The sequence below is a fragment of the Corynebacterium sp. sy039 genome (assembly GCF_007904105.1).
Lineage (GTDB): Bacteria > Actinomycetota > Actinomycetes > Mycobacteriales > Mycobacteriaceae > Corynebacterium.
Genome location: NZ_CP042325.1, coordinates 1146001 through 1172095, shown reverse-complemented (window position 1 = coordinate 1172095; position 26095 = coordinate 1146001). Strand labels below are relative to the sequence as shown.

Below are 26095 nucleotides of genomic sequence, written 5' to 3'. Positions count from 1 at the left end.
ATGCTCTACTGCATGGAGCATGCCACCAAGGTACTTGGGGAATATAACTTCTACTAAAAGAGTTGAGATGAATATGTCAGCTACATTGACTGCTCAGGAACAGCAGCAACAGGCTTGTATAGATGTGCACGCATTAAGACAAGAGTTTCCCATTTTTTCACGGACTGTTCGTGGCGATAACCCTTTGGTCTACCTTGATTCAGGAGCTACTGCACAGCGTCCTGAGCGAGTATGGCGCGCTGAGGAAAATTTTGTCCTGCACACAAATGCACCTGTTCATCGTGGGGCATATCAACTTGCAGAAGAAGCAACAGATGCGTATGAGACTGCCCGTGAGAAAATCGCACGTTTTGTGGGGGCGGATAACCATGAGATTGCCTTCACTAAGAATGCTACAGAGGCATTGAACTTGGTTTCTTATGCGCTGTCTGATGATCGTAGCGGGCAGCTGACCCTTACTGCCGAAGATACTGTGGTGGTTAGTGAGTTAGAGCATCATGCAAATCTTATTCCTTGGCAAGAAGCATGCCGACGCACTGGAGCAACATTGCGTTGGTATAAGCTAACTGATGATGGCCGTATTGACCTTGATTCCCTTGAATTAGATGACAGCGTTAAAGTTGTTGCAGTCACCCATCAATCCAATGTTACTGGTGCAGTTACTGATGTAGCAGAAGTAGTACGCCGTGCTAGGGCAGTCAATGCCCTAGTCGTGTTGGACGCGTGCCAATCTGTGCCGCATATGCCAGTAGATTTTCATCAATTAGATGTTGATTTTGCAGCGTTTTCGGGACACAAGATGTGTGGTCCTACTGGGGTAGGTGTGTTATATATAAAGGCTGAGCTTGCTCAATTGCTTCCACCATTTTTGACAGGCGGTTCCATGATTGAGGTAGTGACCATGGAGAAAGCTACCTATGCTAGTATTCCACAGCGATTTGAGGCGGGTACTCAAATGACGAGTCAGGTGGTTGGGCTTGGTGCTGCAGTAGATTTTCTTAGCGAAATTGGTATGGATAATATCGCTGCCTATGAGCATCAACTCACAAGCTATGCCTTGGAGAAATTGCAGGGCATTGAGCACTTGAAAATCATAGGTCCTGCGGTTTCTGATGCGCGTGGTGGAGCTATCAGCTTTAGCGTCGAGGGTATTCATCCTCATGATCTTGGACAATTGCTTGATGACCAAGGCATATGTATTCGCGTAGGACATCATTGTGCTTGGCCAGTGCATCGTGCTTCTCACATACAGGCTAGTGCGCGGGCATCTTTTTATTTCTATAACACCTTTGCAGAAATCGATCAGCTTGTTGCGGCAATAGAAAAAGCAAAACAATTTTGGGGAATCGAGTCTAAATAGTGAATATTGAATCCATGTATCAAGAAGTGATCCTTGATCATTATAAAAATCCACAGCATTGTGGCTTAAGAGAAGATTTTAATTCTGAAGTACATCACGTTAACCCAACCTGTGGTGATGAGATCACGCTTCGCGTTTTGCTTTCCGACGACAAAGCTACGGTTCAAGATGTTTCTTATGACGCGCAAGGCTGTTCTATTAGCCAAGCATCGACCTCTGTCATGGCAGAAGAAATAATTGGTTTGCCCGTTGCAGAAGCAATGGAAAAATTAGCCGATTTTGAGAAAATGATTACTTCTAAGGGGCAGTACAGTGGTGATGAAGATCTTATCGGAGATGGCATTGCTTTTTCCGGTGTTGCTAAGTACCCAGCGAGGGTGAAATGCGCGCTATTAGGGTGGAAAGCATTTCAAGCAGCGACAACTCAATCACTAGAAGAAAATTAACCACACAATAAGCACGCAGTAAGGAAAATAATGATGACTGAGGATAATGTGCACCTAGACAGTGCTGAGCCACTAGAACAAGAAAAACCGCCACAAAGTGAAGCAGATCTTGCAAAAGCAAGTGATGTCGAAGAATATATGCGTGATGTGATTGATCCAGAGTTAGGGATCAATGTTGTTGATTTAGGTTTGGTCTATGATATCTGGATCGAAAATGAGAACGAAGCACATATCAATATGACCCTTACCTCACCAGCTTGTCCATTAACTGATGTTCTAGAAGATCAGGCACAAGACGCGGTTGTTGGTCGTGGCGTGGTAGATAAATTGGTATTGAATTGGGTATGGATGCCGCCTTGGGGGCCACACATGATCACTGAAGAGGGTCGAGAGCAACTACGCGCACTGGGCTTTTCTGTTTAATTTTTAGAAAGGAATGCAGCAGAACATCATTGCTGTACGATGACACATTATGATAGTGACCAATGATCTTGAGGTGCGTGTTGGTGCTCGAACATTGCTCCATGCTCCCGGGCAACATCTTCGAGTGCAAGCAGGGGATCGGATCGGACTAGTTGGTCGCAATGGTGCAGGAAAAACGACAACGATGCGTATTCTTGCTGGTGAAACTCAGCCCTATGGCGGTAGTATTACGCGCTCAGGAGCTATTGGATATTTGCCACAAGATTCTCGTGAAGGAAATCTTCAACAAACAGCAAAACAACGGGTACTTGCTGCTCGTGGGTTGGATAAAATTCGCATCTCGATGGATCGTCAACAAGCTATTATGGAGCAAACCGACGATGTATCGCAGCGTGATAAAGCTATTGCTAAATACTCACGCCTAGAAGAGCAATTTCATCAATTAGGTGGTTATGAAGCTGACGCAGAATGCGCACAAATTTGTGACAACCTTGGATTGCCAGCGCGTATCTTGGAACAAGAATTGCATACTCTTTCTGGTGGACAACGCAGACGAGTAGAATTAGCGCATATTCTTTTTTCTGCAACAGCTGGCGCAGGTAAGTCTGATACGATTCTGCTCCTTGATGAGCCAACAAACCATTTAGACGCTGATTCTATTAATTGGTTGCGAAGTTTCCTCAAAAAGCATGAGGGCGGTTTAATTCTGATTTCGCATGATGTTGAATTGCTTGGTGAAGTATGCAATAAAGTGTGGTTTCTTGATGCAGTGCGCGCTGAAGCAGATATTTACAATATGAGTTTTAGTAAATATAAACAAGCACGTGCAACAGATGAGGCACGTCGACGGCGTGAACGCGCAAATGCAGAGAAGAAAGCAAGTGCATTGCGTAGCCAGGCAGCAAAACTTGGGGCGAAAGCAACAAAGGCTGCTGCTGCGAAACAAATGTTAGCTCGTGCTGAGCGTATGATGACTCAACTAGATGAAGTACGTGTGGCTGATCGCGTTGCACATATTTCTTTTCCTACTCCGGCTCCTTGCGGAAAAACCCCTCTCTACGCCAAGGGCTTAACAAAGATGTATGGTTCTCTTGAAGTCTTTGCCGGTGTTGATTTGGCAATTGATAAGGGATCCAGAGTGGTAGTGCTCGGGTTTAATGGTGCAGGAAAAACCACATTGCTTAAGCTCTTGGCTGGGGTAGAGCGTACTGACGGCGAAGGCGGCATTGTAACGGGGCATGGGCTCAAAATTGGTTATTTTGCGCAGGAACATGACACTATCGATCCAACCAAGACCGTATGGGAAAACACGGTGCATGCGTGTCCTGAAGCAGGAGAACAAGATTTACGTGGTCTATTGGGAGCGTTTATGTTTTCCGGCGAACAATTACAACAGCCAGCTGGCACATTGTCGGGTGGCGAAAAAACCCGATTAGCCCTTGCTGCTCTAGTATCTTCACGAGCAAATGTGTTGTTACTGGATGAGCCAACAAATAACTTAGATCCCATTTCTCGTGAACAAGTCCTCGACGCATTACGTACTTATGAAGGCGCGGTAGTCCTTGTAACACATGATCCTGGTGCAGTAAAAGCATTGGAACCAGAACGGGTTATCGTGTTGCCAGATGGCGATGAAGACCTATGGAATGATGAGTACATGGACATCGTGGAATTAGCTTAAGGAACAGAAAGGCTGAACGTGATTATGGATTTTCTGCACTCTTGGTGGCGTTCTCTATCACGATCCAAGCGTATTTTTTGTGTAGTGTTTGCTGCAGATATATGTACAAAAGCTATTGCTTGGCACTTTTTGTATCATTTACCTGCAACAAAAATTCGTGGTAATAAGCGCACGTGGTGGTTTGTTACCACAGTGGTCAGTGTTGTGGGGCCGCTGAGCTTTTTAAGTACAGCAATAAAATAACACAAGCGTTTGATGGGGAAAGGTTAGTTTCGGAAACCATGAACAGGTGCAGGAATAAAACCTCCACGACGAATAAACTCTGAGTTATCCACGGTAGAAACTGGAATAACCGGGGCATATCCTAGTAATCCACCAAAGTTGATTTCATCCCCAGGTTGAGAACCAGGAACAGGAATAACACGCACCGCTGTGGTTTTATGATTCATTACGCCAATAGCTGCTTCATCAGCAATCATGCCAGCAATAAGTTCAGCAGAAGTATCGCCAGGTATAGCGACCATATCAAGTCCAACTGAGCAGATGGAAGTCATCGCCTCAAGTTTGTCAATGCTGATAGACCCGGCACGTACTGCATCAATCATACCTTTATCTTCAGAGACAGGAATAAAAGATCCAGATAAGCCACCGACACGAGAACATGCCATCATACCGCCTTTTTTCACAGCGTCGTTAAGCAACGCTAATGCAGCAGTGGTGCCGTGGGTACCAACTTGTGCTAGCCCCATATGCTCCATAATATGTGCAACTGAATCTCCTAATTCAGCTGTTGGTGCTAAGGAAAGATCCACGATGCCAAATGGGACATCAAGCCGTTGTGACGCAAGAGTGCCTACTAATTGACCAGCACGGGTAATCTTGAAAGCTGCTTTTTTAATCTCCTCAGCAACCTGGTCAAGACTCGCGTTATCGAGGTTGCCTAAGGCACGATTAACAACACCTGGTCCAGAAACACCGACACTGACGACGCAATCTGGTTCCTCTACACCATGAAACGCACCAGCCATGAAGGGGTTATCACCAACTGCATTTGCAAAAACAACGAGTTTTGCACACGCGATAGCACTGTCATTTTTAGTTAGCTCAGCAGCATCTTTGATAACCTGACCCATCTTAGCAACCGCGTCCATATTGATACCGGCACGCGAAGATGCGATATTTACCGAGGAACACACGATGTCTGTTTCACTTAGCGCCTCAGGTATAGATTCTATGAGTGCGGTATCTCCAGGGGTCATGCCTTTTTCGACAAGAGCTGAGTACCCACCAATAAAATTCACACCTACTTCATGTGCTGCGCGGTTAAGGCTTTTTGCAATGTCGACGCAGCTCCCACTCACGTTTTGATTGAGCAGTGCAATGGGAGTAACAGCAATGCGTTTATTAACAATAGGGATACCAAGCTCGCGTTCAATTTGCTCACATTGTGCTACTAGATTGTGAGCTTTCGTGACTATTTTGTCATAGACTGCTGCACAGGTGTGCTGCATATCGGTACGGACACAATCAAGTAAGGAGATACCCATTGTGACAGTACGAATATCGAGACGATACTTCTCGATCATGTCAATGGTATCGAGAATATTTTGATTGGAATGCATGATATTCATTGGTGTTTATGCCCTGTAGCTATGATCTAAAAAACTTAGATGGAGTTCATTGCGTCAAAAATTTCTTGAGACTGGATTCTGATAACCAGTCTTTCTTGTTGCTCAACCTTAGCCATTTTTTCTTGGATATCGCTAATATCTGTGGTGGCTTCATCAAAGGAAACGTGCAAAATCATGGTGAAATATCCATCCATGAGGGTTTGGGAGACATTGTTGATATTTACATTTAATTCTGCACATGCAGTAGCGACAGCAGCAATAATTCCTGTGTGATCAGCACCAGTAACAGTCATAATGGCAAACATATGTCTATGGTAGGCTACCCAGGGAAATTTATGCGTATGAACAGCAGTAAACAGATAAGAAAAATACTGATTTATGCTACATCCTGATCGCGTAGTGCAAAGTCTAAAAAGTTTTGTAGCACAGCATGAGAATGAGTAGTAGTAACTGCAGGTAGCGCAGCTACTATGGAGTCATAATCTTCGGGAGAAAAATATCCATAGTCCCAAAAGAAGTCCATGCGCGTTTGTAATGCCTGAGCATCCATTTCAGCATGGAATTGACTTGCCCATACATGATCGCTGTAGCGAATAAGCTGAACAGGGCAGGTTTTTCCTGTCGCTAGTACTGTCAGTTGCGAACTTATGTGCGCGATATTTTCAGTATGACCTGTTAACGCGTGGAAAGTAGTGGGCAAAGTTTTTGTCAGCGGGTCCTTACGACCGGCATCAGTGAGCTCTACTAGAGTAGGACCTGAGGATTCACTAAAGGATTGGTCTACTGTCCCACCCGTGGCGTCGGCAAGCCAGCTAGCACCGAAACAAATGAGAAAAACTGGAATTTTTTCTGGATTATGAATCAGGTGTGTGAGCTCCCGATGGATATGTTGTTGCCATATTTCATAGTGTGTTGTGCTGATATTTAATGAGCTACCACCCACAATAATGCCTTTGTACTGAGTGATATCACCGATGGAGGTATGAATATCTGCAAGTTGCTTGTGATCAAAATAGTCTGAAGGTAATTGGGTGGTTCGGATGATGTCAGCTAATTCAGCTTGTGCGACGTTAGTCTCTAGCTCTGAATCTGAGCGCAACGAGATGACAAGAAAAGGTGCAGATGAAGTAGCCATGAAAACTAATGCCTTAGCTGAAATAGGGGACAAGAGGGAAAAGGGGGGCTGATGCTTGGTTACTGCTTACTGGGGGCGACGGATGGATTCTTCAACTAAATCCAGAACAGAGCTTAGATCTTCCGTTACTCCAGTAGTAGCTAAGCGTGAGATAAACCCATCCAAGACAGTTTCTAAATAAGTGTGCAATACTTCGATGGGCATATCAGTACGCATAGTGCCCTTGTTAGCATTGTCCTTGAGACGTTGATGAATCGCCTGGTCAAGTATTTGCTGGTGACTATGCCATTTCGCGCGAAATTGTGGATCGGTGCGGAGCATTTTTGAGATTTCTAGACGTGTTATCAGCCAATCATGGCGATTGGGATGTGCAAGAATATCGCGCATGACTTCGATAAGCCCTTGTCGGGCAATAATATCGGCCATGCGTGCTGCGTCTTGTCTGGCGAGTGCAAGAAAAAGATTTTCCTTATCGCCAAAGTGATGGAAAATTGCGCCACGAGATTTTCCGATTGCATCTTCTAGCAAGCGAACTGTTGCACCTTCATAGCCGTGTTCGGCGAAACAGCGGCGTGCACCTTCAAGGATCTCATCACGTCGTTGTACAAGTTCAGTGCTACTGACTACTGGCATTGACGACTAGGATCCTTTCATAAAAGAATGAGGTTTGAGATAAAAGAAAGTATAAAGAGATGGGCTGCACCAATTGAGTTGGTACAGCCCAATTGTCTTTATGCGTTATGCGTTTAGCAAAACCTTGACGAAGAACGAAAAGGTTTAGCCTTTAATCATTTGACGCAAGACGTATTGCAAGATACCACCATGACGGAAGTAATCAGCTTCACCTGGTGTATCGATACGAACATCAGCATCGAACTCTACTTTTTCACCAGATTCCTTGGTTGCTGTGACATGAACTGTCTTAGGCGTAATACCATTGTTGAGTTCTTCAATACCAGTAATATCGAATACCTCTGTACCGTCTAAGCCGAGTGATTCATGCGACTGACCAGCAGGGAACTGCAGTGGAATGACACCCATACCGATGAGGTTAGAACGGTGGATACGCTCAAAAGATTCAGTAATCACTGCACGAACACCTAGAAGGTTGGTTCCCTTCGCTGCCCAGTCACGAGAAGAACCAGTACCATATTCTTTACCGGCGATGACTACCAATGGGATATTTTGTGCCTTGTAGTTCTGGCAGGCGTCGAAGATGAATGCCTGTGGAGCGCCTTCTTGAGTGAAGTCACGAGTATAGCCACCTGCAATATCAACCAGCTGGTTCTGCAAACGGATATTGGCAAAAGTACCGCGCATCATTACTTCGTGATTACCGCGACGGGAACCAAGGGAGTTGTAATCATTACGTTCCACACCATTAGCATCAAGATACTGAGCTGCAGGGGTACCTGGCTTGATCGATGAAGCAGGGGAAATGTGGTCAGTAGTTACTGAGTCACCAAGTTTAGCGAGGACGCGTGCACCTTTGATGTCGCTGACTGGTTCTGGCTCAAGTCCCATGTCATCGAAGTAAGGAGCTTTACGGATGTATGTAGATGATTCATCCCACTCGAATGTCTTTCCTGTTGGGATATCAAGGTTTTGCCATTGCTCATCACCCTTAAATACATCTGCATAATCTGCTTCATAGAGTTCACGAGAAATAGCCTGCGCAATAGTTTCTTCAATCTCCTCAGTAGAAGGCCAGATATCCTTGAGGAATACATCGTTACCTTCTTGGTCTTGACCAAGCGGCTGAGTATTGAAATCAAAGTCCATGGTACCGGCAATAGCATAAGCGATAACCATGATTGGAGATGCGAGGTAGTTCATTTTCACGTCTGGAGAAATGCGACCCTCGAAGTTACGGTTACCAGAAAGCACAGCAGTAGCTGCTAAGTCATTCTTGTTAATTGCTTCTGATACTTCATCTGGCAGTGGACCAGAGTTACCGATACAGGTAGTACATCCGAAACCAGAGAGGTAGAAGCCAAGAGCTTCTAGGTCTTTCCACAAGTCTGCGCGTTGGTAGTAACCATCAACGACCTGGGAACCAGGAGCACAGATGGTCTTTACCCATGGTTTAGCCTTAAGACCTTTTTGCGCAGCCTTACGTGCAATCAGACCAGCACCAATCATTACAGAAGGGTTAGAGGTGTTCGTACATGAGGTGATAGACGCAATAGCGACCATACCGTGATCGAGAGTATAGGAACCACCATTTGGTGACTGAACAGTAATTGGATTTGATGGACGTCCTTTAGCTCCTGCAGCTGCGGATTCACCTGCACCACGACGTGAAGAGTTATACCCAGCTACCTCAGCTGGAGTTTCCTCTACATTTTCGACGTCGCCGCCTTCGCTTTCCATCTTCTTTGCTGGCAGAGAATCATCAACGCATACTTCGTCGCTAGTGTATGTACCAAGATCTTTACGGAACTGCTCTTTAGCTTCATCGAGCAAAATACGATCTTGTGGACGCTTTGGACCAGCGATGGAAGGCTTAACAGTTGATAGATCAAGTTCAAGGTACTCAGAGTATTCAGCTTCTGGCGCATCTTGCTCAAGCCACATTCCCTGTGCTTTTGCGTATGCCTCAACAAGTGCAATCTGCTCTTCTGGACGACCCGTAAGGTGCATATACTTTGTGGTTTCTTCGTCAATAGGGAAGATCGCACAAGTAGAACCGAACTCTGGGGACATATTACCAATGGTTGCACGGTTAGCTAGTGGAATTGACTTCACACCATTGCCGTAGAATTCAACGAATTTCTGTACTACACCATGCTGGCGCAACATATCGGTAATGGTCAATACCACGTCGGTTGCGGTAACACCGGCAGGGATTTCTCCAGTGAGCTTGAAACCAACAACTTTTGGAATCAACATAGAGACTGGCTGACCAAGCATTGCAGCCTCAGCCTCAATACCACCAACACCCCAGCCAAGAATACCAAGACCATTTTCCATAGTGGTGTGAGAGTCGGTACCGATACAGGTATCTGGATAAGCGAGTCCTTCATTATCGAAGACAACGCGAGCAAGATACTCAATGTTTACCTGGTGCACAATTCCTGTTCCAGGTGGTACCACACGGAAATTAGAAAAGTTCTCTGCACCCCAACGCAAGAACTGATAGCGTTCCTCGTTGCGTTCATATTCAATGTCAACATTCTGTTTTAATGCGTCAGAAGAACCAAATGCTTCAACGATAACAGAGTGATCGATAACCATTTCTGCTGGATTAAGCGGGTTAACTTTGTCTGGATCTCCGCCAAGAGTTTTCACAGCTTCACGCATGGTTGCCAAATCGACAACACAAGGCACACCTGTAAAGTCCTGCATAAGAACACGGGCAGGTGTGAACTGAATTTCGATGCTTGGTTCAGCAGTTGGATCCCAGTTTGCAATAGCTTCGATATGCTCGGTAGTGATGTTTGCACCGTCTTCCGTGCGCAAAAGGTTCTCACCGAGAACTTTTAAGGAATACGGTAGTTTCTCCATGCCTGCAACCGCATTGAGTGCGAAATAGTCATATGACTTATTGCCAACTTCAAGCTTTTGCTTGGCATTAAAGGAGTTCTTGCTTTCAGTCACAGTTGCTCCACTTCAGATAATTGTCAGATAAATAGGTGATCAGTTTGGATTAATCTGTTCACACACGAACGGCTGGTATTCATGTGATATGCATGCCATCGTTATTGACTTACCAGACAATAACGTCGCCTGACGCATAGTTTAACAATACAGGCGTACTGTTGCCGAATTAGACACCCCCAATTGGTTAGCCGCTTTTTCCTTGAACTTATATATGCTTAGCAATGGTAAATGTTGTAGAAGTTTTGATTGTGAGAGTATAGAGCCAATGATTCCTAATAGCGTTGATCTTGAAGGGCTAATCACGCAGTTAAATGAGGATCACGTAGCTTTCGATGAATATAATGCGCCGCTCAATGACGCTATGCGTGAATCTATTGTTGACGCACAGAATCGTGGGTTTGGTGAGTTGGGGGCCGTCATTCTTAGCGATACAGAACTAAAAGGAACCGAAGTGCGTGATACCGCCCAGCATTTACTTGATAACTCTGAGGTAGAAACGCTTATTTTTATTTCCCCTGGCACGGGGGCGGTGATGAGTAGCAAATACTCCAGAGCTGAGGTTGAATCGGCTCAAGTGGATTTTCTTGGCAAACCGGATTTCCCACGCGCAACAACTCAGTTGGTGGATCATATACTTGACGATCCTGTACCAGGGACAGTCTTATTATCATCGGCAGTATTGATCGTTGTGCTGGCTATTGTGGGCACTCTTATTTTCTTGCGACGATTAACTCCGCACTCCTTGCGCGATAATGTTTAAGCATATCCGCGTTATTGCACTTACTGCCTAGGTCTTAAACCCTCTTGACGTATCCAGTCAAGAGGGTTTTGTCTACCTTGTAGACTTGACTATATCTAAAAGAGCGCCACTGTGATGCTATGTGACTTTTATCACTAAAAAAATAGCTATCTCATTTATGCAGCTCAAGGGGCAAAAGTTTCTATTGTTACTACTGTGAATCAAGGTAACTCATGAAGCTAATGAGGAAAATGCTAAGTAAATAATCTAATGTTTAACACATTGACTCATGAGTCGATTTCAGAAGCTTGACTATCTCCTTTATGGAGGATGTGCACTATTGGAAATTGGGTATGTGGGGAAGCATGCGCGCAATTGCTAATAGCTGTAGTCGGGTTGAAAGTATGTACGTGGGTCATGCTCATTAAATCGGTCGTTGTTACGACCATTGATTGAGTGTAAACCGATCGGGAGTCTTGCCCTCAGGCTTGACTTTGGGTAAGAATGCAAGGAGTTTAGGTGCGTAAATACAACTTCGGAGACAGTACGGCGAGGTCTGTATCACGTAGTGTTGTTGCGGCAGCTCTGTGTTTGAGTTTTTCTGCAGGTCTTGTTCCTGCAACAGCACAACCTGTGAATCCTTCTGATGAAGAAATTTCTTCAGCACAAGGGGCTGTTACTGGTGCGCAGGGCAAGGTTGCAGATCTCGCTGCATCTATATCTGAATCTGATTCAGAATTAGCTGCACTAGAGTTAGAGATGGGCGCGTTGCGTGAATCTGTGAACAAGAGTCTTGTTGATTTGCATGATGCTCAATCTCGAGCAGAACAAGCTCGTCGTGGTGTTTCTGCCGCTCGTTCCAATCTTGATCATACTCAAAGCGAGATTGAGCAAGCTCAACAGCAGCTCGACGAAATCTCACGTACTGCTTATCGTCAAGGTGCGACCTCGGCAGGGGTTAGCGGTATGTCTGGAAAAGCTAATTCTGAAGACTCCCTTGATCGCCAGACATATTTGAGGACTACTGCTGAAAAGCAGCGTGAAGCAATCGACGAATTAGATCGTTTGCGCACCGAACAGGCTAACGAAGAATCTAGGTTACGTGTTGCGCGTAACTACGCAGATGAGCAAGAGGCAGAGGCGGAGGCTGCGCAGGAGCGCGCGCAGGCAGCGATTAGTGAGTCTGCGGCAAAAATTAAGCAACGTCAGGTTGAGCATGATGAGTTGGTGGCAAGTCGTGCTCAGGCGCAAATTGAGTTAGATGAGGCTAAAGGCAATGTCTCAAACTTGACTGGGCGTCGTGCTGAATACCAGGCATATGTAGAAGCTGAGGCCGCGCGTAAGAAAGCTGAAGAAGAAGCAGCACGTGCGGAAGCTGCACGTAAAGCTGCTGAGGAAGAGGCCGCACGCAAAAAGGCTGCTGAAGAGGCGGCACGTGCGGAAGCAGAACGCAAAGCTGCTGAGGAAGAAGCTGCACGCAAGGCTGCAGAAGAAAAAGCCGCAGAAAAGGCAGCGGCTGAGGCAGCTGCAAAGAAGGCGGCAGAGCGTGCTGAAGCAGAACGCAAGGCACAAGAAATGGCTGAGGCAGCTGAGGCCGCGCGTAAGAAAGCTGAAGAAGAAGCAGCAAACGCACAATCAGCACAACAAGAAAGTGAGCAAGCTGATTCTTCGGCCACCCAGGCTGCTGAAGCACTTGTGGCTGCATCGCAGCCGGATCATACAGATACTTCTACTCCTGCGAATCAGAATGTGAGTGATAGTACTGAACAGGCAAGCGTGCCTGCAGTGCAAAATGCAGCAGTAGCTGAATCAGTGAATTCAGAACTTGCAGATTTGGATGTGGTGAAATTAGAATCATCTGAATCTGTTAGCCAACAGACTACACAGCTTTTGAGCGGTAGCTCTAGAGAGCAGCAGATTGAAACTGTTATTGCTCGCGCTATGTCTCAAATTGGTATGCCGTATGCTTGGGGTGGCGGTAATGCCTATGGTCCTACGCTAGGTATTCGTGATGGTGGAGTTGCTGATTCATATGGGGACTACAATAAAGTTGGCTTTGACTGTTCTGGTTTAACTCTTTATGCCTACGCGGGTGTTGGAATATCTTTGCCGCACTACACTGGATACCAGTATGAACGCGGTACAAAAGTATCGCCAGAAAATATGCAGCGCGGTGATTTGATTTTCTATGGACCTAATGCTGAATATCACGTTGCCATTTATTTGGGAGATGGCACGATGATTGAAGCGCCACAGTCGGGTTCTACAGTTCAGATTTCTCCTGTTCGTTGGAGCGGAATGAGTCCTTATGCAGTGCGTTTGCTCTAAAAAATAAGAGTTGTATTTTGCCAGTGAACTTTTATGAGTTCGCTGGCAATTTTGTTTCTGGTCAGTCGGTGCTACGGTAATTTTATGAGTTCATATGAACAAGACTCCCCATATTTTGATTGTGTCACTAGTCAAACTTTTGATTGGTCAATTGCGGATGTTGATGCCCTTTTGGTTCTTTCTTTTGGCGGACCAGAGGGGATGGAAGATGTTCGTCCTTTTCTAGAAAATGTAACTCGTGGTCGAGGTATCCCTCCTGAGCGCCTGGATGAAGTAGGAGCCCACTACTACCATTTTGGTGGAGTAAGTCCGATTAATAAACTAAACCGAGAACTTATCTCAAATATCGAAGCAGAGCTTGTGCAGCAAAATCTTGATATTCCGGTTTTTTTCGGAAACAGAAATTGGCATCCATTTGCTCACGACGTCGTGAGTGATATGGCAGCACAAGGCATTCGCAATGTGTTGGTTTTCGCGACAAGCGCGTGGGGAGGCTATTCGGGATGTCGGCAATATGGTGAAGACATAGAAAAACTTGTTGATACATTGGCTGCACATGATGCACCGAAAATGAATTTTGTTCGTATGCGGCAGTTTTTTGATCATCCGGTATTTATTCAGGAAAATGCCCAGGCGATTCGTTGCGCCTTTGCTCAACTTCCACAGCAGCTGCAAGAGGAAGCACGGCTGGTTTTTAGCGCTCATTCTATTCCTATTGTTGCGGATAAGGCTTCAGGTACCGTTGAGGATGGTGCCTTATATTCACGACAAGTCAAACAAGCAGCAGCATTAGTTGCGCAAGAATTGGATATTGATAACTACGATGTTGTCTGGCAATCGGCTTCTGGTGATGGGAAAATACCGTGGTTGGGACCAGATATCGTCGATCATGCTCACGACTTAGCACAGCAAGAAGTAAAAGCTATGGTCGTATGCAGCATTGGTTTTATCTCTGACCATATGGAAGTGGTATGGGACCTCGATCATGAGTTGCAAGATGCAGCGGCCCAACTAGGGATGACTGTTGTTCGAGCACGCACTATTGGTAGTGAAAAGCGTTTTGCACAACTTGTAGTGAGTCTCATGAATGAAACACTACATCCCGATATAGCGCAGCATTGTGGTTCAGTAGCCTCAAAAGGGGTTTCTTTCAATGGCGCCCCTTGTGAAAAGGGTTGCTGCAATATGCCCAAAAGGCCTACAAGACCTACTAGAGAGAATAGCTAGCCGGTAATTTTAGGTTCGTGCCCATTCGAGAAAAGCATAATTTACTGCGCTCATTCGTGCCTGGCGAATATGCTGCCCTAAAGGGAACAAAATGTGATCAAAACTGTGGTCGCCGATGCGGGAGACAAGCGCTTCGACGATGGCAGCAACATTATTTGCTCGTGCAATGAGTTTTTCGCTGCGCACAGGTGTCATGGGCGGTATTCCTGGAGCTTCATAAAAATCATTGAGAGAGCCTACCAAAAGCCTTGGTTGGGACGCCTTAAGCGCATGAGAATCTGCATGGATCTTGGCGGCAGTGGTATTTTGTTCAATGCTCTTTACTGCATCACGTGTTGCGTCACTGAGCATTTTATCGGCTTGACCTGGTAAAAGATAAGATGGTGCAGGTGCGATTCCTTGACTCTCATGCCAATGCCAGATAGTTGAGCCATCTGTTTCAACAGGGATCAGCGTAGCGTAGTCGAGATCTGCTCCACTAAAAAATAATGCGCCTGTGCCCTGTTTGACAAGCTCATACGCAGGATGACTGGGGGCGATGCCAATAGGATTTCCTATACCCCCAAGTGCAAAAGATACAGGTACTGTGTAAGTATTTTGAGAAAAGGGCTGATGGTATTGCCTTATTCTTGCTAGCAAATCGATAAAAGGTTCCCCGGTGGCAGATTGCTGGCTACCAGAAAGCTCATCTAATGCTTCTAAAAGGTCATCATACGAGACGTGATTATATAACCAAGCTACTAGCCATAGTGCCATATTCTGTATCGGTGAATAAACCTGAGAACGAAAATCCATAGTGCTCATAATTATGGCAAGCCTAATACAAACACGCACACAAGTTGGTTAGGCTAGTGCCTTATGAGTTTTGATGACCGGTACGCGGGAGATATTTTCTCTGGCCATGCACGCAATAAAACGCCAGAATACCCAAAAATTGAGGCACAACCCGGCCTCGTCGTCGAAGTGCTTGCCGACGGTTTCGTTGGTGCGGTTATTAACTTTGAGCGCACATATGACGGTGATTTTATTCGTCTGGAAGATCGCTACGGGGTGCAGCGGTTATTCAAGATGCGTCCTGGTGCTTTCTTGGTTGAAGGGCAACGCGCGACGCTTATTCGCTATGTCCCAAAGCAACAACCGAAACTTTCTCATTCGGGCTCTCGACGAGTAGAAAATCTACAGGCACGAGTAGCACTGCCTTCTCGTATTTTGGTTGAAGGAGTCCATGATGCTGCTTTAGTAGAAAAAATATGGGGACATGACTTAAGAGTGGAAGGCGTTGTGGTGGAATATCTGGAGGGTCTTGATAATCTTCCTAGCTATTTAGCCCAGTTTAAGCCCAACCCACAGAGGCGTATTGGTGTATTAGCAGATCACCTCATCGAAGGCTCCAAAGAAACTCGACTCACCCAGAATCTAGGTCCGGATGTTGCGGTGACTGGACATCCGTATATTGATATTTGGGCAGCCGTGAAACCGCAGAAACTCGGCATGCGAGCATGGCCAGAAATCCCTTATGGAGTTGATTGGAAAACAGGTGTATGCCAAGCACTTGGGTGGAGTGATCCTCGAGAAGGATGGAATAGGGTATATAACGCTGTAGAAAATTATAAGGATCTTGACTCCTCCCTAATCGGAGCGGTAGAGCGGCTTATCGATTTCGTCACCAATCCGCATTTAACAAAAGAAGACATCATGTAGTTTCTTTTCCCATCTACATAACTTTGTGCTGCCTAATCCATTATGCTGGTACATGTGGGAGCAATTATTTGGTTGGTTATAGCGGCAGTGCTAGTAATAGCAGAATTAGCAATTGCTGGTGAATTAACTGCTCTTATGTTAGGAGCCGGTGCTTTAGCTACTGCAGGCATTGCGCTTTTGCCAGTTCCACTGTGGGCTGAATTAGTGTGTTTTTCAGGTGTTTCTTTTGGCTTATTATTTTTCCTCAAGCCGATATTAAAGCGGCACATGACCAAGAACATCGGATTGGATACGTCGCCGCGTGCATTACTCGGGCAAAAAGCTCTTGTAGTAGAGCCATTCAGAAATGGTCGCGGTATGGTGCGTCTTGATGGTTCATTGTGGAGTGCTCGCACAGCTGACAGCACCGATGAGGCTAATGACTATGAAATCGATCAAGAGCTACAGGTTGTCGACATTGATGGCAATACTGCAGTGGTATGGAAAGGAGTGTAGATGATAGTCGCAGCAGTAATCATTGTTCTGGTGTTATTGCTTATTTCCCAGACAATAAAATTAATTCCACAAGGTCAAGCGGCAGTGATTGAACGTCTTGGCAAGCACATTAAAACTGTTGATGGTGGAATTACTTTCTTAATCCCGATGATTGATAAAGTACGCACCAAAGTTGATACCCGTGAACGCGTGGTATCTTTTCCACCTCAAGCGGTAATTACCAAAGACAACCTCACAGTTGCTATTGATACCGTGGTGACATTCCAAATCAATGATGCTGCAAAAGCAATTTATGGCGTAGACAACTATATCGTTGGTGTTGAGCAAATCTCTGTAGCGACATTGCGTGATGTCGTAGGTGGTATGACCTTAGAAGAAACCCTTACCTCACGTGAGATAATCAACCGACGCTTGAGGGGCGAACTGGATGACGCTACCACAAAGTGGGGGTTGCGTATTAGTCGTGTGGAACTTAAAGCTATTGATCCACCTCCTTCGATTCAGAAATCGATGGAAATGCAGATGAAAGCTGATCGTGAGAAACGCGCCATGATTTTGACTGCTGAAGGTCGTCGCGAAGCAGACATTCGTACAGCTGAAGGTCAAAAGCAAGCGATGATTCTAAGCGCGGAAGGCGAAAAGCATGCAGCAATTTTGGCTGCTGAGGCAGAACGTCAAGCAACTATTTTGCGTGCTGAAGGTGAGCGTGCGGCGAAGTTCTTAGCTGCCCAAGGTGAAGCTCGAGCGATTCAGAAAGTCAATGCTGCTATCCGTTCTTCTCAGGTCACACCAGAGGTACTTGCTTATCAGTACTTAGAAAAATTGCCAAAGATGGCACAGGGTGAGGCTTCTACAATGTGGATGATTCCTAGCCAATTTGGTGACGCACTCGAAGATTTTGCCAAGGCATTAGCTAAAAAAGGCGATGATGGTGTGTTCCGCTATGAGCCTGCCGACGCAGCTGCACAAGACAAAGAAATCCTTGAGCGTGATGCAGATGAAGATTGGTTTAGCACTGAGTCTAATCCAGAGATTGCCGCTGCTGTAGCAGCAGCAAATGCGGTAGCCAATAGTCCCATGAGTGATTCTCCCATGGGTGCAGAAATCTCTAGTGAGGCAGTAGTTGCCGATGACCAGCTAAATACCTCTGAGTCATTACCTGAAGAATGAGAGCAATATAGCTAGTGCTCTTTGATGACTCGTTCTAATAGGCTAATGGCTTGAGTGTACCCGGCCATTTCTGCTTGCCAGCCAGCTGCTTGTAGGCGTTGGCTCATAGCCTGTTTAGAAATACCGAGTTCGTGAGCTGCCTCATTCTGGTTAAGTCCAGATCGTACCAATGAGGTTGCCTCACGTCCTTCAGCGGTACGCTTGTTAAGTATAAAAGCGAGCATGGTAAAAGCAGCCTGGATGTCCTGTGCCCAGGCTGCATCTTTTTTCTTATCCCGTTGTACTACTACTTTTACAGTTCCACTGCGGGCATGAGTTCCTAAGCTGCGTGTAGCAAGTGAGCGAACTTTTTGTTTTGTTTCTTCATCGTTTGCTGTGTCGTCGCATGATATGGCAAGTGCTATTGCCCAATCATGGGCAGAAAGCAGTGCCATGATTGTGTCACACACACCTTCTGCAGAGTCTATTGTGGCTGCAATATCTTCCACACCGATTACGTGAAAAGAGTCAACACCATTGAGCGTTGAGAGAGCCTGTGCAGAGCGTTCCACGAGTTGTGCTCTGCGACGTTCTTTCCCTCTATACCTAGCATGAATTGCAAACATAGACTATCTTTCTGAGATAAAATACCGCCAAGTAAAATCTACTCCGGAGACTTGACTTTTCTTTTAGAGTCTAGCACTAAAATAGTGCAACCAATGATAGCGAAGCTAACTACGATAACAAGATAATACGGATTTGTGTCCCCGGTTAAGGAGTGTGCAAGTAAAACCGTGGTGATTGTTCCAGGTGCTGAACCAAGTAAAGTTGCAAGCGCAAAAGTAACAAGTGGCACACTAGTCAAGGCTGCAGCATAGTTCATAATGGAAAAGGGAATACCAGCTATCATACGCAGTGAAATAATAGGTAACCAACCACGAGTTTTTAAGCGCTCATTGATGCTATAAACCGCAGGATGTTGCAGACGGGGTGCGATCCATTCACCCAAGAAGCTGCGCACGATGAAAAGGGATAGAGCTGCTGAAAGCATTGTTGAACTCAGTGCGACGATACACCCTAATAAAGGGCCGAATAAAATCCCCGAGGATAGCGTCAAGAGGGTACGTGGGATGGGGAATTGAGTGATGATGATATAAAGCAACGCAAATACCAGAGGAAAAACTGATCCCAGATCATGCGCCCATTGTTGTAGTTGGGCAAGTGGAGGAGCGTCAATACAGACTGTAGCGACGATAAACAGCGCTACTAGGCCGATGACTATAACTTTTTTGGGAATTGACCAGGATCTGAACGAAGCAAGCGCATCTTTAGAAAGTTCAATGCAGAAATCGAAAATGGTGGAGAGAATGCGCATAACCTATCATCCTAGCGTGCTTTTTAACATTGTGGGAGAACATGATTCGTAGTGTTTCCTCATGGTTTTCACCTGTACGGGGGTGTTTTTTACGAAAAAGAAAATAAGACTTCCTGTATTAAGGGGTGGGAACAGTAGAATAGCTAGTGATTTTGCGAGTGAGAACACTTAGTGAATCTAAGCAAATATAGGTCACACAGTGGCGGACCATCACTCCGATAGCATATGGAAAAGTGCAAGGTTTCTTAGCAAAATCGGTGCCAAATAGAAGGAAGAGTAGGTTTCGCGTGGTCGATACACACTATCAACTCGATGAAAATTTTAGCGAGAGTCAACAAGCGTGGTATAAAGCTGTCGCAGGTGTTTTTGCGCGTGTAGAAAAGAAGAATGTCGAAGATGTTTCTCTCGACTCTTGGCGAAAACTCATAAAAACCACATATGACGGGATAGAAATTAATCCACTCTATACCAGAGAAAATGAATTAGATGAGCTGCAAGCTCCCGGTGCTTTTCCCTATACGCGCGGCGCAAAGAACGCATCTACTGCTCACAATTATGGGTGGGGTGTCACTGAGACTTTTGACGCCAAGAACACAAATGAGCAACTTCTTGACGCGATGGCTAATGGTACTACCGATATTGTCCTTGCTGGAAAAGTTTCCGTCGCCCAGCTGCTAAAAGGCGTTATGCTTTCGCTAGCTCCAGTTCGTTTAGCAGCTGGCAACGATACTCTGGCTGTTGCAGAGGAATTATTAGAGTTTGCCGATTCTCAGGAGCATATGCCAGTTTCCCTAGAGTTAGGTGCCACACCACTTTCTTCGCTTGTCGACGATTCGCCAAGTATTTCGCTGACAGAAACTATTGCCCTTGCGCAAAAGGTAGTTGAGCGTGACAACGTCCGCCCAATTCTTATTGATGCTGTTTCCTTTGCCAATCAGGGCGCAACTGATGCGGAAGAAGTTGGTTTAGCACTTGCCGCAGGCGTGGAATATGTGCGAAGTCTTGAATCAGCTGGGATAGATATTGATAAAGTTCTTGATCAACTTTCGTTCCGCTACAGCATTAGCGATGATCAATTTGCGCAAATTGCTAAGCTCCGTGTGGCTCGCAAACTATGGGCTAGGGTTGCTGAGATTCTGGGGTATCCAGAGCATGGTTCTGCACCACAGCACGCTCTTAGCGCGCCAATCATGTTTAGCCAACGTGATCCGTGGGTCAATATGTTGCGTTGTACAGTAGCTGCTTTTGCTGCAGGCGTTGGTGGGGCAACTGATGTCGAGGTTCTTCCTTTTGACTGGGCAATACCTGGTGGTTTAGCTAAAACCTCACGTACCTTTGCCGCGCGTATCGCTCGAAATACTAATCTATTACTTCTTGAAGAGTCTCATCTTGGTCATGTTCTTGATCCTGCCGGTGGTTCTTATTATGTCGAAGAACTAACCAACCAGTTGACCCAAAAAGCATGGCAGGTATTTAGTGATATTGAAGCTCAAGGCGGGTTCTTAGCTGCTCATTCTGCTGGAGCAATCAATGAATTGCTTGACTCATCATATGCGGCAATACGTGCGGATATTGCACATCGTCGTAAGCAAATTACTGCAATCAATGAGTTTCCTAACCTAGCTGAAGCGCCATTAACACCACAACAACGTGTAGAGCCTGACCACGTACGTAGATGGGCAGCCGACTTTGAGGCATTACGCAATCGTTCTGATGCGTACTTAGAAGCACATGGCCAACGACCATGCGTTGCGCTTATTCCGTTAGGACCTTTGGCTAAGCATAATGTTCGTACAGGTTTTGCTACCAATTTACTTGCCTCAGGTGGGATATCGGTTGTCAATCCTGGTGCCATTGAGCTTGGCAGCGAGGAATTTAATGCTGCAGCTTCAGAAAGCGACGTGCTAGTTATCTGTGGCACCGATCAAGAATATGAAAATAGTGGTGCCCGAGCAGTTGAATTACTCAGAGCACAAGGAGAGAAAACGATTTTATTGGCTGGTTCTCCAAAAGCAGGTTTAGCCGTCGACGGGCACCTAAATCTGACCATTGATGCAGTAAAGACACTATCTGAGCTATTGGAACAGTTGGGAGCATAACGATGAGTACAATTCCAGATTTTTCTCAGTATTCACCAGAGCCAGAAAAAACTCTTGACGCGACAGCTGCAGGAACAAATGAGGTTTGGTCTACTCCAGAGGGCATTGATGTTCCCCGAGTTTTCACGCGCAAAGATCGCAATGAAGAAGTATCAGCTGCTCAACTTGATTCTTTTCCTGGATTGCCACCTTTTATGCGTGGTCCCTATCCAACGATGTACACCAATCAGCCGTGGACAATTCGCCAATATGCCGGTTTTTCGACAGCAGCAGAATCAAATGCGTTCTATCGTCGCAATCTTGCTGCTGGTCAGAAAGGTCTTTCTGTTGCTTTTGACCTAGCAACACACAGAGGATATGACTCCGACAATGAGCGTGTTGTTGGCGATGTCGGTATGGCTGGTGTAGCGATTGACTCAATCCTCGATATGCGTCAGCTATTTGAGGGCATTGACTTAGGCAACGTATCTGTGTCGATGACTATGAATGGTGCTGTGTTGCCAATTTTAGCGCTCTATATTGTTGCTGCTGAAGAACAAGGCGTAGCACCAGAGCAATTAGCTGGTACGATCCAAAATGATATTCTCAAAGAATTCATGGTGCGTAATACCTATATTTATCCACCAAAGCCATCAATGCGCATCATCTCTAATATCTTTGAGTACACCTCATTGAAGATGCCACGCTTTAATTCCATTTCTATTTCTGGCTACCATATTCAGGAGGCGGGTGCTACAGCGGATCTCGAACTTGCTTATACTCTTGCAGATGGTATTGAATATATCCGTGCTGGTCAGGAAGTAGGGCTTGACGTCGATAAGTTTGCTCCGCGCTTGTCATTCTTCTGGGGTATTTCGATGAATACCTTTATGGAAATTGCCAAATTGCGTGCTGGTCGACTTCTATGGAGTGAATTAGTCGAGCAATTCGAGCCAAAGAATAAAAAATCGCAATCACTGCGTACCCATTCCCAAACCTCTGGTTGGTCTTTGACAGCTCAAGATGTGTTCAACAACGTTGCGCGTACTGCAATCGAAGCAATGGGAGCAACCCAGGGGCATACGCAATCTTTGCACACTAATGCTCTCGACGAAGCATTAGCGCTGCCTACTGATTTTTCTGCACGCATTGCTCGTAATACTCAGCTTTTACTGCAACAAGAGTCAGGCACTGTTCGTCCTGTAGACCCATGGGCTGGTTCCTATTATGTGGAATGGCTTACCGAGCAGCTCGTACAAAGAGCACGCAAGCATATTGAAGAGGTTGAAGCTGCTGGAGGAATGGCACAAGCAACAGTTGAAGGTATCCCTAAACTACGCATCGAGGAGTCTGCTGCGAGAACACAAGCTCGCATTGATTCTGGTCGTCAGGCATTAATCGGCGTAAACAAGTATATTGCTGTCGAAGACGAGGCCATTGAGGTACTTAAAGTTGATAACTCTAAAGTACGTGCTGAGCAACTGGCAAAGCTAGAAAAACTACGTGCAGAACGCGATGAAGATCAAGTACAAAAAGCTCTCGCAGCACTAACTGCAGCAGCACGCAATGAGCACAAAGAACCAGGTGACTTGGAACAGAATCTGCTCAAACTTTCTGTCGACGCAGCGAGAGCCAAAGCAACCGTCGGTGAGATTTCTGATGCATTAGAGGTCGTATTTGGCCGTCATGAGGCAGAAATCCGTACCCTATCGGGTGTGTACAAAGATGAAGTATCTAAAGAAGGAACCATGAGTAATGTGGCTCAGGCTATTGCCTTAGCAGATGAGTTTGCTAAGCAGGAAGGCCGTCGTCCACGTATTTACATCGCCAAGATGGGGCAGGACGGGCATGATCGTGGTCAGAAAGTGGTTGCTTCTGCTTACGCTGATCTTGGCATGGACGTTGATGTTGGACCACTATTCCAAACTCCTGCTGAGGCTGCACAGGCAGCAGTCGACGCCGATGTGCACGTCGTTGGTGTGTCTTCTTTGGCAGCAGGACATCTCACCCTAGTTCCAGCGCTCAAGGAAGAACTGGCTAAACTAGGGCGCGAGGATATTATGATTACTGTTGGTGGTGTTATCCCACCTGGTGATTTCCAAGAATTATATGATGACGGTGCAGTAGCAATTTATCCACCGGGAACTGTTATTGCTGAATCTGCAATTGATTTGATTACAAAACTTGCAGATAGTCTAGGCCTTGACCTAAACAGCCCAGAATAATAGTTGTACTTGTCATGCCAGCTCGCCAACGCGCAGCTGGCATGATTCGTCTGGCAAGGAAAAGATATGTCTCCCCATGATTTTTTAGAAGAAAATTTAGGTACATTGAGCACCGTGGCGGGTACAGCAATCGGAGCACACTATCGCGTCGCACCTGAGCGAGTGCAACAAGCTCGAAAACGAATTGATGTTCCTGAACTATTTGATGGCGTGCGTTCCCATAATAGGACGATACTTTCCCGGGCGATTACTCTTCTAGAATCAACAGCACCGGCACACCGCGTTCTTGCACAAGAACTATTAGTGCAACTTTTACCCTTTAGCGGTAATGCTTTGCGCGTAGGAATTACTGGTGTACCTGGTGTAGGAAAATCGACCTTCATTGAAGCACTAGGAACAAAATTAATTGCCGAAGGGCATAAAGTGGCAGTACTTGCTATTGATCCTTCGTCAACTAAGACAAGAGGGTCAATTCTAGGCGATAAAACGCGTATGCCGAAATTAGCGCGTAGCACAAATGCTTTTATCCGTCCATCACCTTCTGCTGGAACACTTGGTGGCGTAGCCAAAGCTACCAGAGAAGCAATAGTAGTGTTTGAGGCAGCAGGATACGATGTCATATTGGTGGAAACAGTAGGAGTAGGGCAGTCTGAGATTGCAGTATCGCAAATGGTTGATTGCTTTAGCTTTTTAGCGCTAGCTGGTGCAGGAGATCAACTACAAGGTATTAAAAAAGGCGTTTTAGAGATGGCAGATATTGTTGCCATCAATAAAGCTGATGGTAACAATCTCAAAAATGCCAAAAGAGCAGCGCGAGAACTGGCAGCAGCCCTAAAGATGGTAAGACCCGAACAAGATATATGGCATCCCCGTACAATGACACTTTCAGCAGTGGAAAATAACGGTATTGATCAATTTTGGGATGCTGTCCAGCAACATCAGAAAATAATGCATGAGAAAGGTGTTTTTGATAGAAAGCGGCGGGAACAGCAAGTGCAATGGATGTGGTCAATGGTTCATGAAACTATTGTGCAGCGGCTTAATAGTGATCCATCAGTAGTAGAGGCACAGAGTATTGTGGAGCGACAATTAAGAAATGCACAAATTACGCCAACCTTGGCTGCCGAGAAAATACTGGCTGCTTTTGATGGGAAATAAAAAATGCTGTGAGATGATCTCACAGCATTTGAGTGCCCGAGGGGGGACTTGAACCCCCACGTCCATTAGTAGGACACTAGCACCTCAAGCTAGCGCGTCTGCCATTCCGCCACCCGGGCTTAGGGTGTTTTAAGGCTGCAACAGCCTGGCACTCGCTAAACTATAATGACCCAACGAGGATTTATGCAAATCGCAATGTCAGAGGGGCATTTATTCAGTTGTTGGCATGTTTTTCTGCTCGGTCAATATAGTGCACTGCAGGTTGCTTAATCCGAGAAAACGAGATGCAGTGCCTCACATTTGGGGGTGAAAATGGTTCTTGATGTTCGATTTCCTTTGCTTTTTCTATCCAAGAAACAGATTAAGTAGTAATTATCCCCACTAATAAGGTAAAAAGTGAGGCATGAGTAACTATGCTGATGATTCCCGTTTTCCAGGTCCTGATCCCTATGCGCCATTAAAAAAATTACCCAGCTTTGAGTTGCACTCTGATGATTTCTCACATGGCGATAAACTCAATGATATCCATGCAGCGCCACAGCATATTTCACCTCATTTAGCATGGTCACAATTACCAGAAGGTACACAGTCTCTTGCCATTACGTGTTTTGACCCAGATGCGCCGACTGCTGCTGGTTATTGGCACTGGGCAGTGTTTAATATCCCAGTTAGCGTCCAAGAAGTATCCCAGGGCGGTAGCGTCGATCTTGCGCAGCTTCCTGGAGTAACGGAGCTCGAAAATGATGCAGGCACAATAGGGTACTATGGTCCACAACCACCTGCTGGACATGGACCACATCGTTATCTTTTTGCCGTTCATGCTGTCGATGTCTCCGAACTAGATATCACACCAGAATCAACGCCCACTGTGCTAGGTTTTAATCTTTATTTCCATTCAATCGCGCGTTCGATTATCTGGGGTTGGTATGAAAACACCTAAAGAAGAGCAAAGAATAGAGTTATCATGGCAAATGCGTATTGCCGGTGCATTCATGGCAATGGGATGCGTATTAGCTCTTTTCTTTGTTCTGAATGTGTTACAACACGGATGGGCATGGGATGAGCCGTTTGCTGTGACTATTCGTGTTGTCTTGATTGTTGTAGCTTCAGGGCTTTTTGGAGCCTTTGCTACTGTGAGCAAATATCAAGAGGGGCGTAAAAGCCAAGTTATTGCATTATCACTAGCGATTACTCTTATTGCTGCTGGTCGACTTATAGATAATACCGTGCTGTTTCCACTAGAGATACTGTGGTTCATGAGTATCACTTTTGGTTTTATCCTTTGCGGGCTCATAATTCGTTCTCGTATGTAGCTGTTCAAGGATAAAAACCCAAAACTGA

General features: G+C 45.7%; 23 protein-coding genes and 1 tRNA gene. 15 read left to right on the top strand and 9 right to left on the bottom strand.

What is annotated here, in order from left to right; translation table 11 throughout:
* Positions 1-73 precede the first annotated feature (73 nt).
* The 4 genes from FQV43_RS05295 to FQV43_RS05280 are packed head-to-tail and all read left to right on the top strand — an operon-like array spanning position 74 to position 3910.
* Positions 74-1360: an aminotransferase class V-fold PLP-dependent enzyme gene (locus FQV43_RS05295; RefSeq protein WP_146340428.1), complete on the top strand. Its 1287-nt coding sequence runs from the start codon at positions 74-76 to the stop codon at positions 1358-1360.
* On the top strand, positions 1360-1806 hold the full coding sequence (sufU, locus tag FQV43_RS05290; protein ID WP_146339317.1) for a Fe-S cluster assembly sulfur transfer protein SufU: 447 nt from the start codon (positions 1360-1362) through the stop codon (positions 1804-1806). The genes FQV43_RS05295 and sufU overlap by 1 nt, the downstream gene beginning before the upstream one ends.
* Before the next feature lie 33 nt (positions 1807-1839).
* Positions 1840-2229 (top strand): metal-sulfur cluster assembly factor, encoded by a 390-nt coding sequence (locus tag FQV43_RS05285; RefSeq protein WP_371710937.1) that lies wholly within the window; start codon positions 1840-1842, stop codon positions 2227-2229.
* Between the two features lie 49 nt (positions 2230-2278).
* Complete coding sequence (locus tag FQV43_RS05280; RefSeq protein ID WP_144272916.1) at positions 2279-3910, top strand: ABC-F family ATP-binding cassette domain-containing protein; 1632 nt, start codon at positions 2279-2281, stop codon at positions 3908-3910.
* A 266-nt stretch (positions 3911-4176) separates the two neighbouring features.
* Here FQV43_RS05280 and FQV43_RS05275 read toward each other — a convergent pair whose 3' ends face one another.
* The 5 genes from FQV43_RS05275 to can all read right to left on the bottom strand — a co-directional run bounded on the left by FQV43_RS05275 (position 4177) and on the right by can (position 10276).
* On the bottom strand, positions 4177-5532 hold the full coding sequence (locus tag FQV43_RS05275) for a PFL family protein (RefSeq protein ID WP_371710863.1): 1356 nt from the start codon (positions 5530-5532) through the stop codon (positions 4177-4179).
* A gap of 44 nt (positions 5533-5576) precedes the next feature.
* Positions 5577-5846: an ACT domain-containing protein gene (locus tag FQV43_RS05270; protein ID WP_144272914.1), complete on the bottom strand. Its 270-nt coding sequence runs from the start codon at positions 5844-5846 to the stop codon at positions 5577-5579.
* Positions 5847-5917: 71 nt separating this feature from the next.
* Positions 5918-6676, bottom strand: coding sequence for a glutamine amidotransferase (locus tag FQV43_RS05265; protein ID WP_146339313.1), 759 nt, complete (start codon positions 6674-6676; stop codon positions 5918-5920).
* Between the two features lie 66 nt (positions 6677-6742).
* The gene (locus FQV43_RS05260) at positions 6743-7309 is read right to left on the bottom strand and encodes a TetR/AcrR family transcriptional regulator (protein WP_144272912.1); all 567 of its coding nucleotides are present in this window, start codon (positions 7307-7309) and stop codon (positions 6743-6745) included.
* A 144-nt stretch (positions 7310-7453) separates the two neighbouring features.
* Complete coding sequence (can, locus tag FQV43_RS05255) at positions 7454-10276, bottom strand: aconitate hydratase (RefSeq protein WP_144272911.1); 2823 nt, start codon at positions 10274-10276, stop codon at positions 7454-7456.
* Positions 10277-10544: 268 nt separating this feature from the next.
* Between can and FQV43_RS05250 the strand changes: the two genes are divergently transcribed.
* From FQV43_RS05250 to FQV43_RS05240, 3 genes are all read left to right on the top strand, one after another.
* Positions 10545-11039, top strand: coding sequence for a DUF6676 family protein (locus FQV43_RS05250; protein ID WP_146339312.1), 495 nt, complete (start codon positions 10545-10547; stop codon positions 11037-11039).
* 498 nt (positions 11040-11537) lie between these two features.
* Positions 11538-13346 carry a DIP1281 family NlpC/P60 protein gene (locus FQV43_RS05245; protein WP_146339310.1) on the top strand — a complete coding sequence of 603 codons (1809 nt, stop codon included), beginning with the start codon at positions 11538-11540 and terminating at the stop codon, positions 13344-13346.
* Between the two features lie 84 nt (positions 13347-13430).
* Positions 13431-14573 (top strand): ferrochelatase, encoded by a 1143-nt coding sequence (locus tag FQV43_RS05240; protein ID WP_146339308.1) that lies wholly within the window; start codon positions 13431-13433, stop codon positions 14571-14573.
* A 9-nt stretch (positions 14574-14582) separates the two neighbouring features.
* On the opposite strand, the gene FQV43_RS05235 is transcribed toward FQV43_RS05240, so the two are convergent.
* A complete protein-coding gene (locus tag FQV43_RS05235) occupies positions 14583-15377 on the bottom strand; it encodes a hypothetical protein (RefSeq protein WP_146339306.1) in 795 nt (264 codons plus the stop codon).
* A 54-nt stretch (positions 15378-15431) separates the two neighbouring features.
* On the opposite strand from FQV43_RS05235, the gene FQV43_RS05230 reads away from it, so the two are divergent.
* Genes FQV43_RS05230 through FQV43_RS05220 form a run of 3 tightly spaced genes read left to right on the top strand, consistent with a single transcriptional unit; the run spans position 15432 to position 17939 of the window.
* The gene (locus FQV43_RS05230) at positions 15432-16274 is read left to right on the top strand and encodes a DUF3097 domain-containing protein (protein ID WP_146339304.1); all 843 of its coding nucleotides are present in this window, start codon (positions 15432-15434) and stop codon (positions 16272-16274) included.
* Positions 16275-16328: 54 nt separating this feature from the next.
* Positions 16329-16769, top strand: a complete 441-nt coding sequence (locus FQV43_RS05225; RefSeq protein WP_144272905.1) for an NfeD family protein — start codon at positions 16329-16331, stop codon at positions 16767-16769.
* Entirely contained in the window at positions 16770-17939 is a 1170-nt protein-coding gene (locus tag FQV43_RS05220) for an SPFH domain-containing protein (protein WP_144272904.1), read from the top strand.
* Between the two features lie 11 nt (positions 17940-17950).
* Here FQV43_RS05220 and FQV43_RS05215 read toward each other — a convergent pair whose 3' ends face one another.
* Both FQV43_RS05215 and FQV43_RS05210 read right to left on the bottom strand, forming a co-directional pair.
* The gene (locus FQV43_RS05215; protein WP_146339302.1) at positions 17951-18544 is read right to left on the bottom strand and encodes a MarR family transcriptional regulator; all 594 of its coding nucleotides are present in this window, start codon (positions 18542-18544) and stop codon (positions 17951-17953) included.
* Between the two features lie 38 nt (positions 18545-18582).
* Complete coding sequence (locus tag FQV43_RS05210) at positions 18583-19293, bottom strand: TVP38/TMEM64 family protein (RefSeq protein ID WP_144272902.1); 711 nt, start codon at positions 19291-19293, stop codon at positions 18583-18585.
* 287 nt (positions 19294-19580) lie between these two features.
* Between FQV43_RS05210 and FQV43_RS05205 the strand changes: the two genes are divergently transcribed.
* The 3 genes from FQV43_RS05205 (at position 19581) to meaB (ending at position 24754) form a co-directional block, all read left to right on the top strand.
* Positions 19581-21392: a methylmalonyl-CoA mutase family protein gene (locus FQV43_RS05205; protein WP_146339300.1), complete on the top strand. Its 1812-nt coding sequence runs from the start codon at positions 19581-19583 to the stop codon at positions 21390-21392.
* 2 nt (positions 21393-21394) lie between these two features.
* A complete protein-coding gene (gene scpA / locus FQV43_RS05200) occupies positions 21395-23596 on the top strand; it encodes a methylmalonyl-CoA mutase (protein WP_146339298.1) in 2202 nt (733 codons plus the stop codon).
* Between the two features lie 66 nt (positions 23597-23662).
* Positions 23663-24754 (top strand): methylmalonyl Co-A mutase-associated GTPase MeaB, encoded by a 1092-nt coding sequence (gene meaB / locus FQV43_RS05195; protein ID WP_144272899.1) that lies wholly within the window; start codon positions 23663-23665, stop codon positions 24752-24754.
* Positions 24755-24787: 33 nt separating this feature from the next.
* On the opposite strand, the gene FQV43_RS05190 is transcribed toward meaB, so the two are convergent.
* Positions 24788-24873 (bottom strand) — tRNA-Leu (locus FQV43_RS05190).
* A 284-nt stretch (positions 24874-25157) separates the two neighbouring features.
* On the opposite strand from FQV43_RS05190, the gene FQV43_RS05185 reads away from it, so the two are divergent.
* Positions 25158-25694 carry a YbhB/YbcL family Raf kinase inhibitor-like protein gene (locus FQV43_RS05185; protein ID WP_146339295.1) on the top strand — a complete coding sequence of 179 codons (537 nt, stop codon included), beginning with the start codon at positions 25158-25160 and terminating at the stop codon, positions 25692-25694.
* Complete coding sequence (locus FQV43_RS05180; protein WP_146339293.1) at positions 25681-26067, top strand: hypothetical protein; 387 nt, start codon at positions 25681-25683, stop codon at positions 26065-26067. The genes FQV43_RS05185 and FQV43_RS05180 overlap by 14 nt, the downstream gene beginning before the upstream one ends.
* Positions 26068-26095 lie beyond the last annotated feature (28 nt).

Excerpts from the sequence above, each read along its gene's own strand:
- FQV43_RS05295 (WP_146340428.1), top strand. The coding sequence starts at position 74 with ATGTCAGCTACATTGACTGCTCAGGAACAGCAGCAACAGGCTTGTATA.
- FQV43_RS05285 (WP_371710937.1), top strand. The coding sequence starts at position 1,840 with ATGACTGAGGATAATGTGCACCTAGACAGTGCTGAGCCACTAGAACAA.
- FQV43_RS05280 (WP_144272916.1), top strand. The coding sequence starts at position 2,279 with ATGATAGTGACCAATGATCTTGAGGTGCGTGTTGGTGCTCGAACATTG.
- FQV43_RS05275 (WP_371710863.1), bottom strand. The coding sequence starts at position 5,532 with ATGCATTCCAATCAAAATATTCTCGATACCATTGACATGATCGAGAAG.
- FQV43_RS05270 (WP_144272914.1), bottom strand. The coding sequence starts at position 5,846 with ATGTTTGCCATTATGACTGTTACTGGTGCTGATCACACAGGAATTATT.
- FQV43_RS05265 (WP_146339313.1), bottom strand. The coding sequence starts at position 6,676 with ATGGCTACTTCATCTGCACCTTTTCTTGTCATCTCGTTGCGCTCAGAT.
- FQV43_RS05260 (WP_144272912.1), bottom strand. The coding sequence starts at position 7,309 with ATGCCAGTAGTCAGTAGCACTGAACTTGTACAACGACGTGATGAGATC.
- FQV43_RS05250 (WP_146339312.1), top strand. The coding sequence starts at position 10,545 with ATGATTCCTAATAGCGTTGATCTTGAAGGGCTAATCACGCAGTTAAAT.
- FQV43_RS05240 (WP_146339308.1), top strand. The coding sequence starts at position 13,431 with ATGAGTTCATATGAACAAGACTCCCCATATTTTGATTGTGTCACTAGT.
- FQV43_RS05235 (WP_146339306.1), bottom strand. The coding sequence starts at position 15,377 with ATGAGCACTATGGATTTTCGTTCTCAGGTTTATTCACCGATACAGAAT.
- FQV43_RS05230 (WP_146339304.1), top strand. The coding sequence starts at position 15,432 with ATGAGTTTTGATGACCGGTACGCGGGAGATATTTTCTCTGGCCATGCA.
- FQV43_RS05220 (WP_144272904.1), top strand. The coding sequence starts at position 16,770 with ATGATAGTCGCAGCAGTAATCATTGTTCTGGTGTTATTGCTTATTTCC.
- FQV43_RS05215 (WP_146339302.1), bottom strand. The coding sequence starts at position 18,544 with ATGTTTGCAATTCATGCTAGGTATAGAGGGAAAGAACGTCGCAGAGCA.
- FQV43_RS05210 (WP_144272902.1), bottom strand. The coding sequence starts at position 19,293 with ATGCGCATTCTCTCCACCATTTTCGATTTCTGCATTGAACTTTCTAAA.
- scpA (WP_146339298.1), top strand. The coding sequence starts at position 21,395 with ATGAGTACAATTCCAGATTTTTCTCAGTATTCACCAGAGCCAGAAAAA.
- meaB (WP_144272899.1), top strand. The coding sequence starts at position 23,663 with ATGTCTCCCCATGATTTTTTAGAAGAAAATTTAGGTACATTGAGCACC.
- FQV43_RS05185 (WP_146339295.1), top strand. The coding sequence starts at position 25,158 with ATGAGTAACTATGCTGATGATTCCCGTTTTCCAGGTCCTGATCCCTAT.
- FQV43_RS05180 (WP_146339293.1), top strand. The coding sequence starts at position 25,681 with ATGAAAACACCTAAAGAAGAGCAAAGAATAGAGTTATCATGGCAAATG.